The 16973-nt window shown below is 40.2% G+C and carries 14 protein-coding genes; 11 read left to right on the top strand and 3 right to left on the bottom strand.

The window, feature by feature from the left end:
• Window positions 1–233 precede the first annotated feature (233 nt).
• From ACW6QP_RS06725 to ACW6QP_RS06695, 7 genes are all read left to right on the top strand, one after another.
• Window positions 234–1718: a curlin gene (locus tag ACW6QP_RS06725; protein ID WP_457910091.1), complete on the top strand. Its 1485-nt coding sequence runs from the start codon at window positions 234–236 to the stop codon at window positions 1716–1718.
• A 70-nt stretch (window positions 1719–1788) separates the two neighbouring features.
• The gene (locus ACW6QP_RS06720) at window positions 1789–2307 is read left to right on the top strand and encodes a hypothetical protein (RefSeq protein ID WP_457910090.1); all 519 of its coding nucleotides are present in this window, start codon (window positions 1789–1791) and stop codon (window positions 2305–2307) included.
• Between the two features lie 2 nt (window positions 2308–2309).
• Window positions 2310–3080, top strand: a complete 771-nt coding sequence (locus ACW6QP_RS06715; protein WP_457910089.1) for a CsgE family curli-type amyloid fiber assembly protein — start codon at window positions 2310–2312, stop codon at window positions 3078–3080.
• Window positions 3081–3488, top strand: coding sequence for a curli production assembly/transport component CsgF (locus tag ACW6QP_RS06710; protein WP_457910088.1), 408 nt, complete (start codon window positions 3081–3083; stop codon window positions 3486–3488).
• A 19-nt stretch (window positions 3489–3507) separates the two neighbouring features.
• Window positions 3508–4884, top strand: coding sequence for a CsgG/HfaB family protein (locus tag ACW6QP_RS06705; RefSeq protein WP_457910087.1), 1377 nt, complete (start codon window positions 3508–3510; stop codon window positions 4882–4884).
• 17 nt (window positions 4885–4901) lie between these two features.
• Window positions 4902–6398: a carboxypeptidase regulatory-like domain-containing protein gene (locus tag ACW6QP_RS06700; protein WP_457910086.1), complete on the top strand. Its 1497-nt coding sequence runs from the start codon at window positions 4902–4904 to the stop codon at window positions 6396–6398.
• A gap of 119 nt (window positions 6399–6517) precedes the next feature.
• Complete coding sequence (locus ACW6QP_RS06695) at window positions 6518–7696, top strand: AIR synthase related protein (RefSeq protein ID WP_457910085.1); 1179 nt, start codon at window positions 6518–6520, stop codon at window positions 7694–7696.
• 7 nt (window positions 7697–7703) lie between these two features.
• Here the strand turns inward: ACW6QP_RS06695 and ACW6QP_RS06690 are convergent, their stop codons facing one another.
• Complete coding sequence (locus ACW6QP_RS06690; protein WP_457910084.1) at window positions 7704–8366, bottom strand: ATP-binding cassette domain-containing protein; 663 nt, start codon at window positions 8364–8366, stop codon at window positions 7704–7706.
• Window positions 8367–9197: 831 nt separating this feature from the next.
• Between ACW6QP_RS06690 and prfA the strand changes: the two genes are divergently transcribed.
• The 3 genes from prfA to ACW6QP_RS06675 all read left to right on the top strand — a co-directional run bounded on the left by prfA (window position 9198) and on the right by ACW6QP_RS06675 (window position 11961).
• Window positions 9198–10274 carry a peptide chain release factor 1 gene (gene prfA, locus ACW6QP_RS06685; RefSeq protein ID WP_457910083.1) on the top strand — a complete coding sequence of 359 codons (1077 nt, stop codon included), beginning with the start codon at window positions 9198–9200 and terminating at the stop codon, window positions 10272–10274.
• Between the two features lie 93 nt (window positions 10275–10367).
• A complete protein-coding gene (pyrF, locus tag ACW6QP_RS06680; RefSeq protein ID WP_457910082.1) occupies window positions 10368–11186 on the top strand; it encodes an orotidine-5'-phosphate decarboxylase in 819 nt (272 codons plus the stop codon).
• A gap of 1 nt (window position 11187) precedes the next feature.
• Window positions 11188–11961, top strand: coding sequence for an ABC transporter substrate-binding protein (locus ACW6QP_RS06675; RefSeq protein ID WP_457910081.1), 774 nt, complete (start codon window positions 11188–11190; stop codon window positions 11959–11961).
• Here ACW6QP_RS06675 and ACW6QP_RS06670 read toward each other — a convergent pair.
• Both ACW6QP_RS06670 and ACW6QP_RS06665 read right to left on the bottom strand, forming a co-directional pair.
• Window positions 11958–12140 carry a Lacal_2735 family protein gene (locus tag ACW6QP_RS06670; protein WP_457910080.1) on the bottom strand — a complete coding sequence of 61 codons (183 nt, stop codon included), beginning with the start codon at window positions 12138–12140 and terminating at the stop codon, window positions 11958–11960. The two genes, ACW6QP_RS06675 and ACW6QP_RS06670, sit on opposite strands and share 4 nt — an antisense overlap.
• A 142-nt stretch (window positions 12141–12282) precedes the next feature.
• Window positions 12283–12981, bottom strand: coding sequence for a DUF4197 domain-containing protein (locus tag ACW6QP_RS06665; protein ID WP_457910079.1), 699 nt, complete (start codon window positions 12979–12981; stop codon window positions 12283–12285).
• A 162-nt stretch (window positions 12982–13143) separates the two neighbouring features.
• Between ACW6QP_RS06665 and ACW6QP_RS06660 the strand changes: the two genes are divergently transcribed.
• Window positions 13144–16605, top strand: coding sequence for a methylmalonyl-CoA mutase family protein (locus ACW6QP_RS06660; protein WP_457910078.1), 3462 nt, complete (start codon window positions 13144–13146; stop codon window positions 16603–16605).
• The last annotated feature ends 368 nt before the right edge of the window (window positions 16606–16973 follow it).

Here is a 16973-nt window from a genome sequence, read left to right as displayed (position 1 = left end):
TGCATTTCATCGAAAAATTAGAATAATATTAAAAACGATTTAAATTGTTTTTATATTAGCCGTGAAGATCAAATGATAACCCTACTATTATTTCTTCAAATCCAAATCTCTACACCTACATACCCTGCATTTTAATTCCCCTGCATTGTGTTGAAAAACACTAAAATTTCTATTGCCCCAATCGAAATTGAAAGTTCATTTATTAATTAACCATTTTTTAAAATTCATGTATTATGAAAAAAGTGATTTTAAGCGCTGCGGCGCTAATGTTTGGGGCAATTGGATTTGCCCAGGTGAGCGGGGCTCCGACAGCTCAATCTCAAAGTACTGTTCCAAATAACAGTAATACTCAGGCTAACAAGGGTAAGTCTGAGCAATTTGGTGACGACCATCGAGTTAGGGTAAGACAAGCGGGGACACAGCAGTCTGTTTATACCTATCAGGCTAATGGTTCTGGTCTAATTGGGGCTAACCGAGCTGAAATACTTCAATCGGGTGACATCAATGCCAATAGTGGTCGTAGAAATGCAGCAGATGTATTCCAAACTGGTGATGAAAACTTATCTTTAACCATACAGGAAGGGGATAGAAATAATGCTATTACCAGGCAGGGTGAAACTGATGATGCCAGTGCACGAAACCAGGCATTTATTAGACAAGGAAATAATGGTAATGCCGAGGACAACTATGCTGCTATAGATCAGGACGGAAGTGATAACCAGGCAATGACACGGCAAACATATGATAATAATGATGCCTATACTGATCAGGATGGTGAAAATTTAAGATCGAGAATACGGCAGATAGCTTCTCCAGATGGTTCTGAAGGGCATTGGGCATTTGTGGATCAAGATGGTGAAGATAATGAATCCTGGGTTTTACAAGAAGGCGCTGGTGCCCGTAACTATGCGCATACTGCACAAGACGGTTTAAGTAATTATGCCGATCAATATCAAACCACTGATGCTATATCAGGTGATGCGAACAGAGCCAGAATTGCTCAGGGAACTAATGCACCATATACCATTGTAGGATTTAATTCAGAAATGGGTGACTTAAGAGATGCTACTTATGGAGTGGCTACACAACCTGCTGCAGGTCCCACTGTATATTCAGAAGGAGCGCAGGCTTTCCAAAAACAAGATGGAGATGATAACCAGGCTAATATTGGACAGTATGGAGTTTTAGCTGGAATTCCGCCCGCTGGAAACTACGCAGAGCAAGATCAGCAAGGAGATGATAACAACTCATTTATCGTGCAAAACTTATATGGTAATCCTGCTGGCGGTGGAAACAAAGCTCAGCAATTACAAATAGGAAATGATAACAATGCCGGAATTGTACAAAGCGGTAGTGGTCATAAAGCCAGACAATATCAAAATGGAGATGACAATATTACATTAACTTCTCAAAGAGGAGAATCTAATAAGGCATTCACATTCCAATATGGAGATGACAACTGGGTGAGCACGGCTCAAAGAGGTCTTGATAATGCCATTGTTGTTTCACAACATAATGGGCAAAGTTATATAGCCGAACAAAATTTAACTGATGGATATCCTAATGGAGGAAATCAAATAGATGTTGTTCAAACTGACGGCAGTCAATCTATTAATGATTGGTTGGCTGAAGATTGTGATATCGACATGATGACTCCACAGAACTGGACTAACTTTAGAGCCCCTAACACTCCCGAAATTTGTGCGGATTGCAATTAATTAAAGGTTAGCAATCTCAATTGGGGAGAGAAATTTCTACAATTACTCTCCCCTTTTTAACCATAAGCCTATGAACATAGCAAGCTATATATTATTAGGGGTTTTTATTTTACTAACATCTCATCTCAAGGCTCAAACTTATATCGAGCCTACCGATAAAGATTTGGTTGAAGAAGGAAAAGAATTAAGTCCGGTTGTGTTATCCCAGCTGGGTATTTTCACAGAGATGAACCCTCGTATTGCTGAAATTAGAGGCAATTCAGTTTTTCTCGAACAGGTGGGCGATATGAACCGGGTAAATATTGCGACCCAAACTCTAAACAGTGAAATTCGGGTTGAACAGAATGGTAATTTAAATAACACTCAGTTAAACTATGTGGCCAGAACTGCTTTTGCTGAACTCGGCCAATTCGGTGATAATAATGTGATTAGAGATTTCGTAAATGCACCCGGTGAAGATATTTCCCTGGAGCTTCAACAAAGCGGGAATGATCAGTTATTTGAACGTAATGGAATAAACGAGCTTACCAGATCTATCAGGTTTAACCAAACCAATGCTACACCGGTAATTATTATTAACAGTTACTAATTATGATTGAGTTCGGGAAGAAATATTATTTACCACTTCTTTTCCTGATAAGCTTCAATGCATCCAATGCACAAATTTTAAATGAGTTCATTAAGGCCTCTATTCAAATTGAAGATAAAGGAGAATTTTTGAATTTTCAGGCAGTAGCTGAGAATTTGAATTCAGCAGATCGAAACCTTCAATATGAATTTATAGTATTAAAAGTCGATGCTCAGGGGAATAGCTCCAGAACCAGCCAGGGGGATAGATTTTTTCTCAAAGCATATGAAAAAATGATCCTCTCCTCTACACAGGTTAACAGAGCTGTGAATGGCAGAATAATAATAATGCATTTAATTTATGATGACGATCGAAATCCCGTAGGAAGAGACCGGCTTGAATTCGAATTTACCGAGGAGGGAATTAAAGATGTATCAGAAAAAAAAGTCATAAAAGTAAGTACCGATGAAGCGAAACCCCAGGATGGTTTCGTACTAAATGGGTTAGTAATTGAAAATACCATGACAAAAGCTGGTAGAGATTTTTATCGTTTTTTTTATTCAGACTACTACAATAAACAAATTACCACTCCTTATGATATTAAGATAGATGAAGATCCCGGAAGGGGAAGAATGACAAGAATCTCGGTATATGTTCAGGATCAGCTTGTGATGAGATTTTTTGCACAACCCCGAAGAGATTATCTAAAGCAAATGGCAGAAGTTGCCTTGCAACGCAGTTTAATACAATTGCGAAGACTTGAACAACAAACCACCACCATAAAACATTATTAGATGAAAAAATTTGTACTCATTTTATTCCTTGGAATTATAAGCAGCCCGGGTATTGCACAGCAATTAACTTATACTCCACAAAACCCGGCATTTGGCGGCAATCCTTATAACTATTCCTGGATGATAAGTTCTGCCAATGCACAAAATTCTATTAAAGCTCCTGGAGTAACCAGAGAACAACAATCTGAGCTTAGTCGCCTTGGTGAAAATATAAACCGGCAGTTGCTTAGCCAGATTTCACGAGGTCTTTTACAGAGCCAGTTAGAAGGTTTTAATTTTGATCAGGAAGGCACTTTTACTTACGGCACTTTAAATCTGGAAATTTATAGAAGTCTCGAAGGTTTGGTTATTAATATTCTGGATACCTCTACCGGAGAAGAAACCCAAATAGTTATTCCCTATACGTAAAATTTAATCCCCCCGCGCTATGTATAAAATTTTAAAAATTCTCTTCGCCGTATCATTTTTATGGTGTTTAAGTTCCTGTGCAGCATATTTCAATCAGCCGTTTCAAAAGGCTTCAGCTCGTACAGGTGAATTTACTTCCCACACAAAAATATTACACTCTTTGCCCCCGGCACAGGACCCGGTTGAGGTGGCGGTGTACAATTTTAGTGACCAAACCGGGCAGTATAAATCGGTAGAAAATGGCTCTACATTTAGTACAGCCATAACCCAGGGTGGAACAACTATATTAATTAAAGCTCTGGAAGATTCAGGATGGTTTATTCCTATTGAAAGAGAAAATCTAAGCAATCTTTCAACAGAGAGGAATATTATTAGAAATACCAAGCAGGAATATATCAAAAACCTTAATCCCAATGAACCTCCTCTCCCTGCTTTGCTCTATGCCGGCTTGATATTGGAGGGAGGAATAATTTCTTACGATACCAACATTATTACCGGTGGTATAGGTGCGAGATATTTTGGGTTAGGAGGATCAGCTAAATACCGACAGGACAGAATCACTGTTTATCTCAGAGCAGTTTCAACCAGTAGCGGAGAAATTTTAAAAACAGTATATGTTTCGAAAACCATCCTGTCTCAGGCTTTGGACGGGAATTTTTTCCGATTTGTAAAATTTCAACGTTTACTTGAAGCTGAAACTGGAATAACGCATAATGAACCAATTCAAATGGCTATACAGGATGCGATAGAAAAAGCTGTGCATGATCTGGTAGTTGAGGGGGTAAAGGATGGATTATGGTATGCGCAGGGTGGCCAGGAGGTTAATCAAAGTCTGGTAAATACATATTTAAACGAAAAAGAAGCCGATGAAAATTCAGGCCTATATGAGCGAATGCTTGTTAATCGTGAAGAAAAGAGTAATATTTCCTTAAGTGGCGGGATGGCCATAATCGATGGAGATTATGAAAAAAAACTTCCAGGTTTTATGACGAGGTTTGAATATCAATATTCTCTATTTCCTCAATTTACTATCGGTACCTCTTTAAGTTATTTTCAATTAAATAATGCTAATGCCTTTAAAAGTGAATTTGGTAGCATAGATATAAATGCACAAATAAATATTTTGCCTAATGATGACCTGGCTCCCTATATATACGGAGGCTCCGGTTTTTTAAGGGAATTAACTTCTTCAGGCAATGTCGAATCCAACTTAACTTCAGACTTTTTGAAAGTTAATTATGGAATTGGGCTTCAATATTTTATTTCACCTAAGGTGGGTTTAAAAGCATTTGGAGAACACAATATTCTTTTTAATGATAAACTGGATAATATAGTCCAGGGTAAACGCAATGATTATTATTACCAAATTGGATTAGGCCTTAATCTATACTTCTAAATTTAAACCTATCACTCATGAAAACATTATATTCAATAATTTTAAGCCTTATTTTTGGTTTGTTTACTTCCTGTTCAGAAGATACAATAGGGGAAGAATTAACGGGTTCGATAAGTGGAGTTGTTACTTCTGAAATTGATGGACTTCCACTTGAAGAGGTGAAAATTACTACTAGTCCTTCTTCCACTACTACTTTTACAGATGAAAATGGAGTGTTTTTGCTGGAAGGCGTATTAGTAAATTCTTATTCGGTTAGGGCGGAAAAAGAAGGTTTTGTAACTGCATTTCAGGGTGTGGCGGTAACATCTAATAATACTTCTCAGGTTGTAATAGAAATGAAGGAGGGACGGGGTAATAACAGGGCTCCAAATGCACCACGTTTAATTTCCCCTGAAGATAATAGTGAAGGTCAAAATATTAACCTTGAGCTGGTATGGGAGGCTAATGACCCCGATGGAGATACCCTGAGTTATGACCTGGAGATTAGAAATGATAGGAATAATGAAGTACTTCGATATTCGAATATTCGAGATACGGTTTTTAATGTAGAGGGGTTGTCGTATGGATATAAATACTTTTGGCAGATTAAGGCCTCCGATAGTATTAACGAGCCGGTAATGAGCGAAATTTATTCCTTTAAAACCCTCGCATACCCTAAAACCCGAATTTTTTATACAAGAAAGATAAATGGTAATAATGTGATCTTTGCCAGAGACTTTAATGAGGCGGAGTATCAATTAACTTCAGAAGCTCATAATAGTTTCCGACCTAGAAAAAATAATAGAACTGATAAGATTGCATTTTTACGAACAGAAAATAATCAAACTCATCTTTATATAATGAACCTGGATGGTTCTGAACAAAACCGGGTTACTGGAAGTATACCTGTGAATGGATTTAACTTAGAACAAATTGATTATTCCTGGTCCGACGATGGGGAAAGCCTGGTATATCCCAATTTTGAGAAATTATATAAAGTAAATGTTCAGGGTAGTGGCACTCATCTTATTTACCAGGAGCCTTCCGGAAAGTTTATTACCGAAGTAGATGTTAGTAACGATAACGAAAAGATAGCCCTTCTTGTAAATAATGCTAGTGGTTATAAGGCCGAGATATATTTAATTGATAAAAATGGGTCCAAAACTCATACTGTTATGTCTAATATAGAAGGCGCTTTAGGAGGTCTCAATTTATCGGTAGATAATAAGCGCTTGTTATATACCAGGGATGTTTCCGGTTATGAAAGCCCCGATTATCGCCGGCTAAATTCCAGAATGTTTATTTATTATTTAGATTCAGGAGAAAGGGTAGATATTAGTCGAGGAAAATTAGAGGGCACAAATGATCTGGATCCCAGGTTTTCTCCCAACGAAGCAGAAGTCATTTTTGTGAATACCTCGAATGATGGGTTGTCAAGACAGGATATATATACGGCTTATTTGGATGATCAGGATTTAGATGGTTCGCATAGAGTAGAACTATACCAGGATGCCAAAATGCCCGATTGGGAGTAACATTCGTTTATATTGCGGGGGAAGCGGTGGCCACCTATTTTGGGCTGCCGCTTTTTTATTTTATTAGGTTTCGTTTCAAATTTCAATCTCCTTATCTTTGGCCTCACAACAACACAATTATGAGTCAGGAAATCAGTAAACGTTATGCCGGGAGAGGGGTTTCGGCCGGGAAAGAAGATGTTCACAATGCGATAAAAAATGTAGATAAGGGACTTTTTCCAAAGGCCTTTTGCAAAATCGTCCCAGATCATTTAACCGGCGATAAAGACCACTGCCTGATTATGCACGCCGATGGTGCCGGGACCAAATCTTCCCTGGCTTATATGTACTGGAAAGAAACCGGAGATCTTTCGGTTTGGAAAGGCATTGCTCAGGATGCGCTTATTATGAATATCGACGACCTGCTTTGTGTGGGGGCAACCAGCAATATTATGCTTTCTTCTACCATTGGCCGCAATAAAAACCTGGTACCCGGCGAGGTGATTTCGGCAATTATTAATGGCACTGAGGAGTTGATTTCTGAATTAAAGGAATTTGGAGTAGAAATTCATTCTACCGGAGGCGAGACCGCCGATGTGGGAGATTTAGTGCGCACCATAATCGTAGATTCTACTGTGACTGCACGTATGAAACGCAGCGAAGTGATCGACAACGCGAATATCAAAGCCGGGAATGTGATCGTGGGATTATCCTCTTTCGGGCAGGCTACTTACGAAAAGGAATATAACGGTGGGATGGGCAGCAATGGACTCACTTCTGCACGTCACGATGTTTTTTCGAAAATTCTGGCTGAAAAATATCCTGAAAGTTTTGACAGTGGAATTCCGCAGGAATTGATTTACTCCGGAAGCAAAAACTTAACCGATGAGGTTGAAAACTCTCCGCTTGATGCAGGGAAACTGGTGTTGTCGCCCACCCGTACCTATGCGCCGGTGATTCAGAAGATCTTATCGAAATTCAGCAATAAAGAAATTAATGGGATGGTGCATTGCAGCGGTGGCGCCCAAACCAAAATTCTTCATTTTGTAGACAATCTGCACATTATCAAAGACAATTTATTTGATGTTCCGCCTTTGTTTAAGTTGATTCAGCAGGAAAGCAAAACCGACTGGAAAGAGATGTACCAGGTCTTCAATATGGGCCACCGAATGGAATTGTATGTAGATGAAGCCATCGCTTCAGAAATCATCGAAATCTCCCAATCTTTTAATGTAGACGCCAAAATTGTAGGTAGGGTAGAAGCTTCCGAAACCAAAAAACTTAGCATTCAAAGTGAGTTTGGGGAGTTTGAGTATTAATAAGGTTCTAATTTGAATAATCTGGAGTGATATAGCCAAATTCTTCAAGTTGAGATGGGCTTTTGATAAGTTGGGTGCAACCTTTTTGTAGAAAATATAGCTCATCGGCTATTAGCTGTATATCTCTATAAAGATGATCGGTGATTACAAAAGCTTTGTGTTGCTTTTCCTTTAGGATTTCCTGCTTTATAATCTCAATATAAAGCGGAGCAAGATGCGTGAAAGGTTCATCGAGCAGCACCAATTTTGCGTCTGATTTTAAAATGAGCCAGGTTTCTACCAATCTTTTTTCACCTCCTGAAAGTTCTTTTACGCGATGATTTTTTCTGGAAGCCACAGTGGGAAAGGTCTCAGCAAATTCACGCCAGTTTACCTGAAAAATATTGAACAGGTTCTTCAGTTTTAGATGTGGTGGTAAATAGTTTTTCTGGGAAAGAAATTTAACCAATTTGGTACGATAAAATTTATTGAGATAACCCTTCCCATTTACTCTTACCAATTGATTATTAGCAGTGAGATTTCCGAAGAAAATTTTAAGCAAAGAGGTTTTTCCGCAGCCATTGGGGCCTAAAAGTCCGGTAACTTTCCCGGTTTCGGCTTTTAGGTAAACGCCGTACAGGATATTTTTTCCGCCAAAACTCAATTCTATATTTTCTAATTCAAAGACCATAAACCAGTGTAAATAATTTATATGAAAGCCCGGCAAGAAAGAATTCTGTGATAAAAGTTCCAACGAAAAGAAACCCAGGACTAATTCCAAAGTTTCTGTAGAATATTAGTTTATCATCTTCAGGAGTGAATCTAAACCAGGCAAATAAACCCGCGAAAAGAATAAACTTAAGTAATAAGGTTGCTTCCGGCGGGTTTTCCATAAACACCAGAAATGCATTCAAAATAAGACTGGGGAAAAGGAATTTTCTGTAGAATATAAAAAAGACTTTTAATTTTAAAATCAAGCTAATTGTTTTAGTGCTATTTTAAAGTTATAAAAATTTATAAGAGCAATTTCTAGAATTCTATGAAATTCAGGTTCATATAATTTCAGTGCTTAAGCTTTTAATCCCTAACTCATCCAAAAGATCAGCGTAATCTGCGTTCCATTCGAAATGATGCAAGGGAAAGAATCGTCAAATAAAGAATATGTACCTGGCAAAAATTTTGTAAGAGTTGAAAGAGGATTTACTTTACTCACTCAGGTGAGACCCCTCCTTTGTCGGGGTGACAATACTATGAATCATCGCATTTTCCAATAGAGAACCAGCATTTTATTGCCAAAAAACTTCAACCTCATGTTTTACTGCGCAAAGCTGCGTGCAAAGGTGAATATATTCGAATTTAAAGTTTCTGGTTTTGAGAACAAATTTGGGATTGATGCCTATTGTCACCAGAACCCTATACGTGTTGAAAGGGAAAAATTCAATGAATTTTTTGATAAACCAGGGTGCTCAGAAAATCCCTCAATTTATCGTAAATTTGTCTTCCTAAAATCCAGGAGATTTATATGATTGAGAAGCTTAACATAGTAAAGCAGCGGTTCGATGAGGTGAACGACCTTATTATTCAACCCGATGTGATTTCAGACCAGAAAAGATATATTGAATTAAATAAAGAATACAAGGATCTTAAAGCGCTTATGGACGAGCGTACCAAGTATCTTGAACTCACCAATAATATCAAAGAAGCCGAAGAGATCATCGCCGATGGCAGCGACCCCGAGATGACCGAAATGGCTAAAATGCAGTTAGAAGAAGCGAAAGAGGAACTGCCCCAGCTGGAAGAAAAAATTAGAATGATGCTGGTTCCTAAAGATCCTGAAGACGCCAAAAACGTGGTGATGGAAATTCGTGCCGGTACCGGTGGAGATGAGGCCAGTATTTTTGCAGGCGATCTATACCGAATGTATACCAAATATATTGAAAGCAAAGGCTGGAAATCTAATATTGTAGACTTTAGCGAAGGTACCAGCGGCGGATTCAAAGAAATGATTTTTGAAGTTACCGGGGAAGATGTTTATGGTACCCTAAAATTTGAAGCCGGGGTACACCGGGTGCAAAGAGTGCCTCAAACCGAAACCCAGGGGCGGGTACATACCTCGGCCGCTACGGTAATGGTGCTTCCTGAAGCTGAAGAATTCGATGTTGAAATCGACCCAAAAGATGTTCGAATAGATTATTTCTGTTCTTCGGGACCGGGGGGGCAATCGGTGAACACCACTTATTCGGCAGTGCGATTAACCCACGAGCCTACGGGACTTGTGGCGCAATGTCAGGATCAAAAATCACAGCACAAGAACAAAGAGAAAGCCTTTAGGGTATTACGCTCACGTTTGTACGAAATGGAATTGGCCAAAAAGCAGGAGGCCGATGCCGCCAAACGAAATTCAATGGTTTCCAGCGGTGACCGAAGTGCCAAGATTCGTACCTATAATTACTCACAGGGCCGGGTGACAGATCACCGAATCAATTTAACCCTTTATGATCTGGGGAATATCATTAATGGGGATATTCAAAAGATTATCGACGAGTTGCAATTGGTAGAAAACACCGAAAAACTCAAGGAAAACTCAGACGTATTTTAGTAGAAACACACAAAAATCACCTCCGTACTTTAACCGAAAGTCCGGAGGTTTTTTATATTTTGGTAAAAAGATAAATCAGAAAAAACCAGCACTATGTCCAATCGGGAGCTTACTGAACAAATTTTAAAGAAGAAATCATTTTTAAGTGTAGGTCTCGATGTGGATATGGAAAAAATCCCAACATATTTGCTGTCTGAAGATGATCCTATTTTCAGTTTTAATAAGGCGATTATCGATGCTACCCATAAATTTTGTGTTGCCTATAAACCCAATATCGCTTTCTATGAAGCCTGTGGCCTGGACGGCTGGAAGGCGCTCGAAAAAACCATAAAATATTTGCATAAGGAGTATCCTGAAATGTACACTATTGCCGATGCTAAACGGGGTGACATTGGGAATACTTCAAAAATGTACGCCAAAACCTTTTTGCAGGATCTCGGTTTCGACTCGGTAACTGTGGCTCCCTATATGGGGAAAGATTCGGTAGAGCCATTTTTGGAATTAGACAATAAACACGCGATTTTACTGGCATTGACTTCTAATGAAGGCGCTTTCGATTTTCAAACCCAAAAAATCGATGGTGAGGAGTTATACAAAAAAGTACTGCGCACTTCCCAGACCTGGGAGCACGCCGATAGGTTAATGTATGTAATAGGTGCTACCAAGGCCGAATTTGTTAAGGAGGTTCGCGAGATCATTCCAGAGAATTTTCTTCTGGTTCCCGGGGTTGGCGCCCAGGGCGGTAAGCTGGAAGATGTTTGTAAATACGGAATGACCAAAGATGTTGGTCTCTTGGTAAATTCTTCCCGTCAAATCATTTATGCTTCAGAAAACACCAATTTTGCTGAAGTTGCCGCTGCCAAGGCCGAAGTGCTCCAACAACAAATGGCAGAGGAGTTAAGCCAGCTTTAAAATGGAAATTCGGGATCAACTTGGAAGACAGCTTCAGTTAAAGTCAACTCCCAAACGCATAATTTCCTTGGTGCCCAGCCAAACCGAACTGCTGGTTGATCTTGGCCTGGAAGAAAATATCCTGGGAATCACAAAATTCTGCGTACATCCCAAAAGGCTTCGTAAGATCAAAAAAAATGTAGGCGGCACAAAATCGGTGCATTTAGATAGAATTCAGGCTTTAAAGCCCGATATAATTTTGTGCAATAAAGAAGAGAATACGAAAGAAATGGTCGCAGCACTGGAGGCTATAGCTCCGGTTCACGTTTCAGATATAAGCAATCTTCAAGAGGCTTTTGAGCTAATGCTGCAGTATGGTGAGATTTTTCAGAAACAAAAACCTGCAGAAATTTTAGTGCATAATATTCAGCAGAAACTTGAGGATCTAAAGCAGAAAAATAAAGAAAAGCGGCCTAAAAAAGTCGCGTATTTAATTTGGAAAGATCCTTTGATAGCGGCCGGAAAAGGGACTTTTATCGATGAGCTACTTCAGTTAAATCGACTTGATAATGTATTTTCCAAAACCCGCTATCCCGAAACAAGTTTAGAGGAATTATCGCAAAAAAAACCCGATGTGCTTATGTTGTCTTCAGAACCTTTTCCGTTTTCAGAAAAACATAAAGAGATATTTTCGGGCCTGGGTACCGAAATAAAATTGGTAGACGGGGAATTTTTTAGCTGGTATGGTTCCAGGCTTGAAAAGGCAATGGAGTATTTTGAAAAATTAGATCTTTAGTAATCTATTTTGTTATAGCGCATTCTGCGAAGTTCTTCCAAAATCTTTTTTGCTTTGGCATTAAGGCGGTCGCTTTCCTCCTTATCGGTAAGCGCTACCTTATAAGCACGATGCATAAGCTGGGAATATTTATCACACATGCATTCCTCCTTCGTTCTGGTCTCAAAAATCTTAAACATATTCTTGGCTTAAGCCACAAAGGTAGACAGAGCCTGGGCTAACAATTACTAAGAAGCAGTTAAGCTTGATTTAAAATTGATCAAAAAAAGCTTTTAAATGTTAAAATTCGCAGAAATTCTTTAAACAATCTGCTTATTACCCTTAATCCTGAAGAGAGAACACCCTTTTTAACAGTGCAGTAGAACGGGCAGCAAAATTGTTGCGGATCTCTTTTTCTTCAATGGCAATCATAGTATATACCCCATCTAAAGCTTCGGTAGTTACATAATCGGGTAGGTCGGGGTTCACATTGGTGGTAAGGGGTAGCGCATTATAGCGGTCTATGATATCTTCCCAAACTCTGGTGGCACCAACCTTATCCAGGTTTTGGCTAACCACAGGACTAAATTTTTCGTAAAGTTGCGCTTCTGTATTTGTAATTAGGTATTGCGTAGCCGAGTCGTCTTTTCCCATCAAAATATTACGAGCATCTGCAAAAGTGATTCCCTTTACTGCATTGACAAAAACCGGGGTGGCTTCCTTCACGGCTTCCTCTGCTGCGCGATTCAAAACCTTGAGCCCTTCATCGGCAAGAGAACCAAGCCCCACATCTCTTAGAGTTCTGTCTACTTTTTGTAATTCGGGGGGCAGTACTATTCTTACCAGCTCATTGCTATAAAAACCATTTTCCTCGGTGAGTTTACTAACCTGCTTGTCGATTCCAAAGTCTAAAGCCTGACGTAAACCTGAGGCGATTTCGGCTTCAGAAACTCCGGCTTGTGGAAGTTGGCCTGCGATATCCTGTAATTCGGCACAGGAAAATAAACTAAAACATATAAAAAGGGATAGAAATTTTTTCATTTAAGGCAGATTTTTCAAGTAAAGATATCAAAATATTATTCTGCAGAAAGCCCGGGGGCACGGCTATTAAATTTCTCTAATAAGTTTTTAATTGAATTGCAGAACAATGTTTTCATTGCGATTTTCGTAAATTGCAGCACCAAAAATTCGATATCATTACAAATGGAACAACAATGCCCATATAAACCCAAAAATAAAATTAGAATTGTAACTGCAGCCTCCTTATTCGACGGTCACGATGCGGCCATTAATATCATGCGGCGAATTATCCAGGCTACCGGGGTAGAAGTGATTCACCTGGGGCACGACCGCAGCGTTGATGAGGTGGTGAACTGCGCCATTCAGGAAGATGCTCAGGCTATAGCTATGACTTCTTACCAGGGTGGACATATGGAGTATTTCAAGTACATGTACGACCTGCTGAAAGAAAAAGGTGCAGGTCACATCAAGATTTTTGGTGGCGGAGGCGGAGTTATCCTTCCCGAAGAAATCAAAGAATTGATGGACTACGGAATTACCCGAATCTACTCGCCCGACGATGGCCGCGAAATGGGCCTCCAGGGAATGATTAACGATATGGTAGAAAAAGCCGGTAGCCTAAGCCCAGACGGGGAAACTCTTCCTCAATCTACCAGTGAACTAACCGTAAAGATTAAAAATAAAGATGTAAACAGCATAGCCAGACTTATTTCCCTGGCTGAAAATAATCCTGAAGAATTTCAGAATAGATTTGATTTTTCTTCGAATGGAGAGGCCTCTTCACCTGTGCTGGGAATTACGGGAACCGGTGGTGCCGGAAAGTCGAGTTTAGTCGATGAATTGGTGCGCAGGTTTTTGCTCGATTTTCCTGAAAAATCTATCGGCATTATCTCGGTAGATCCTTCTAAACGAAAAACCGGGGGCGCTTTGTTGGGTGACCGAATTCGAATGAATTCTATCAACGACCCCAGGGTATATATGCGCTCTTTAGCCACCAGGCAGTCTAATTTAGCGCTTTCCAAACACGTGGCTGAAGCTGTGAGCATTCTAAAATCGGCGCAGTACGATCTTATTATTTTGGAAACTTCGGGAATTGGTCAAAGCGACACTGAGATTATAGACCATTCAGATGTCTCTCTATATGTAATGACACCTGAGTTTGGAGCGGCTACCCAGTTGGAAAAAATCGATATGCTCGATTTTGCCGATATGGTGGCTCTCAATAAGTTCGACAAACGCGGTGCACAAGACGCCTTACGAGACATTAAAAAACAGTATCAGCGCAATCACCAGTTATTTGATGCCAACCCCGATGAGATGCCGGTTTTTGGCACCATTGCCTCTCAATTCAACGATCCCGGGATGAATACCCTGTATCGTAATTTGATGGATAAAATCGTTGAAAAAACCAGTACCGATCTAAATTCCACTTATGAGGTTTCTGCGGAAATGAGTGAAAAGATTTTTGTGATTCCGCCGAAGCGTACAAGGTACTTAAGCGAAATCGCTGAAAATAACCGAAGTTATGACGAGAAAGCTTCAGCTCAGGCTGAAGTGGCTCAAAAACTTTACGGAATTTTCAAAACCATCGAATCGGTTTCGGGAATTGACCTGGATAAAAATCAGGAGCAATACTTAAATAAGAACGGGATTGAGCAGGATGAAATTTTAGAATATTCTGAAGCTGCTCAAAAACAACTTTTGAACCTGCTTTTCGCTGAATTTGTTAGAGTGAAGATGGATTTGGATCCGCATCACTGGGAAGTGATTTTAGGCTGGCAGGAGAAAGTGACCAAGTACCGCGAGCCCATTTATAGTTTTATGGTTCGGGATAAAGAGATCAAAATCGATACGCATACCGAATCGCTATCGCATACTCAAATTCCCAAGGTAGCACTACCAAAATATAAAGCCTGGGGTGACATTCTAAAATGGTGTCTTCAGGAAAATGTACCCGGGGAGTTTCCTTATGCTGCCGGATTATATCCGTTTAAACGCCAGGGCGAAGATCCTACCCGAATGTTTGCTGGTGAAGGTGGTCCCGAGCGTACAAACCGCAGATTTCATTATGTAAGCCTTGGCCTTCCGGCAAAACGACTTTCTACCGCGTTCGATTCGGTAACGCTTTACGGGAATGATCCCGATCACCGCCCAGATATTTATGGTAAAATTGGTAATTCGGGAGTTTCGATTTGCTGTTTGGACGATGCGAAAAAACTCTATTCAGGTTTTGACCTGGCCGATGCGCTTACTTCGGTAAGTATGACGATAAACGGGCCGGCGCCAATGCTGTTGGGATTTTTTATGAATGCTGCCATAGACCAGCAATGCGAAAAGTATATCAAAGAAAACGGCCTGGAAGATAAGGTGGAAGCCAAACTGAAAGAGCTTTACGACGATAACAGCATTGAAAGACCTCAGTACCGCGGGGAATTGCCCGATGGGAATAACGGTTTGGGCTTAATGCTATTGGGTCTTACCGGAGACCAGGTGCTACCTGCCGAAGTTTATTCAGAAATAAAAGAAAAAACCATTAGCGTGGTTCGCGGAACTGTGCAGGCCGATATCTTAAAAGAAGACCAGGCACAAAATACCTGTATTTTCTCAACAGAATTCGCCTTGCGATTAATGGGAGATGTGCAGGAATATTTTATCAGGGAAAAGGTGCGCAATTTTTATTCGGTGTCTATTTCGGGATATCATATTGCCGAAGCCGGTGCCAATCCTATTACGCAGCTGGCTTTTACCCTGGCTAACGGATTCACCTACGTGGAGTATTACCTGAGCCGTGGAATGGACATCAACAAATTTGGTCCCAACCTGTCATTTTTCTTCTCAAACGGGGTAGATCCTGAATATGCCGTGATTGGTCGTGTTGCACGAAAAATCTGGGCTAAGGCCTTAAAGCATAAATACGCAGCTAACCCAAGGGCGCAGATGTTGAAATATCACATTCAAACCTCCGGAAGATCGCTACACGCACAGGAGATCGATTTTAACGATATTCGAACCACCTTGCAGGCATTATACGCGATTTATGACAACTGTAATTCTTTGCATACCAATGCCTACGATGAGGCGATTACCACTCCAACCGAGGCTTCGGTAAGAAGGGCGATGGCGATTCAGTTGATCATCAATAAGGAACTGGGACTTACTAAAAATGAGAATCCAATTCAGGGGGCATTTATTATTGAAGAAGTAACCGATCTTGTTGAGGAAGCCGTACTTTCTGAATTCGATCGCATCACCGAAAGAGGTGGCGTACTGGGTGCTATGGAAACTATGTACCAGCGAGGGAAAATCCAGGAGGAAAGCCTGTATTATGAAACTTTGAAACACAATGGCGATTACCCGATAATTGGAGTGAATACTTTCCTTAGCTCTACCGGCTCTCCAACCGTAACCCCCGGGGAGGTGATAAGAGCCACCGAAAAGGAAAAACAAAATCAGATCAAAACCCTTGAAACCCTTCATAAAGCCAAAGAAACTTCAGCCGAAGCAGCTCTGGATCAAATAAGAGAAGCAGCCGTGAATAACGAAAATCTCTTTGAAGTTTTAATGGAAGCCACCAAAGTTTGTTCTTTAGGACAAATCACCAAAGCTATGTTTGAGGTTGGAGGACAGTATAGACGGAATATGTAAGCAGAGAGCCACTTTACCAGGACGCCCGCGGCGCCCTGGTAAAGTGTGCGAATCGCTTATCCCGATGAGCAAAGCGACATCGGGATCTTAAGTACTCAAAAGCTGTAACTCTAAAGAAAGCCCTTAAATAGATTCCAAAGAGCGAAGCGACTTTGGAATTTTTCAGGAAGAGATTTTCCGGAATTAAATAAAGAGCGTAGCGACTTTCAAATTCTTTGTCAAATAGGTCAGGTGAATTCCAAAGAGCGAAGAGGGGATTTTTCAGGAAGAAATTTTCCGGTATTTTTATATAGAGCGAAGCGACTTTGGAATTTTTCAGGAAGAGATTTTTTGAATCAAATAAAGAGCGAAGCGACTTTCAAGTTCTT

The organism is Salegentibacter haimaensis (assembly GCF_054121495.1).
This window is presented reverse-complemented; position numbering and strand designations above follow the sequence as displayed.

What these genes read in the sequence shown, in the direction of transcription:
- ACW6QP_RS06725 (WP_457910091.1), top strand. Translation starts at nt 234, where the DNA reads ATGAAAAAAGTGATTTTAAGCGCTGCGGCGCTAATGTTTGGGGCAATT.
- ACW6QP_RS06720 (WP_457910090.1), top strand. Translation starts at nt 1,789, where the DNA reads ATGAACATAGCAAGCTATATATTATTAGGGGTTTTTATTTTACTAACA.
- ACW6QP_RS06715 (WP_457910089.1), top strand. Translation starts at nt 2,310, where the DNA reads ATGATTGAGTTCGGGAAGAAATATTATTTACCACTTCTTTTCCTGATA.
- ACW6QP_RS06710 (WP_457910088.1), top strand. Translation starts at nt 3,081, where the DNA reads ATGAAAAAATTTGTACTCATTTTATTCCTTGGAATTATAAGCAGCCCG.
- ACW6QP_RS06705 (WP_457910087.1), top strand. Translation starts at nt 3,508, where the DNA reads ATGTATAAAATTTTAAAAATTCTCTTCGCCGTATCATTTTTATGGTGT.
- ACW6QP_RS06700 (WP_457910086.1), top strand. Translation starts at nt 4,902, where the DNA reads ATGAAAACATTATATTCAATAATTTTAAGCCTTATTTTTGGTTTGTTT.
- ACW6QP_RS06695 (WP_457910085.1), top strand. Translation starts at nt 6,518, where the DNA reads ATGAGTCAGGAAATCAGTAAACGTTATGCCGGGAGAGGGGTTTCGGCC.
- ACW6QP_RS06690 (WP_457910084.1), bottom strand. Translation starts at nt 8,366, where the DNA reads ATGGTCTTTGAATTAGAAAATATAGAATTGAGTTTTGGCGGAAAAAAT.
- prfA (WP_457910083.1), top strand. Translation starts at nt 9,198, where the DNA reads ATGATTGAGAAGCTTAACATAGTAAAGCAGCGGTTCGATGAGGTGAAC.
- pyrF (WP_457910082.1), top strand. Translation starts at nt 10,368, where the DNA reads ATGTCCAATCGGGAGCTTACTGAACAAATTTTAAAGAAGAAATCATTT.
- ACW6QP_RS06675 (WP_457910081.1), top strand. Translation starts at nt 11,188, where the DNA reads ATGGAAATTCGGGATCAACTTGGAAGACAGCTTCAGTTAAAGTCAACT.
- ACW6QP_RS06670 (WP_457910080.1), bottom strand. Translation starts at nt 12,140, where the DNA reads ATGTTTAAGATTTTTGAGACCAGAACGAAGGAGGAATGCATGTGTGAT.
- ACW6QP_RS06665 (WP_457910079.1), bottom strand. Translation starts at nt 12,981, where the DNA reads ATGAAAAAATTTCTATCCCTTTTTATATGTTTTAGTTTATTTTCCTGT.
- ACW6QP_RS06660 (WP_457910078.1), top strand. Translation starts at nt 13,144, where the DNA reads ATGGAACAACAATGCCCATATAAACCCAAAAATAAAATTAGAATTGTA.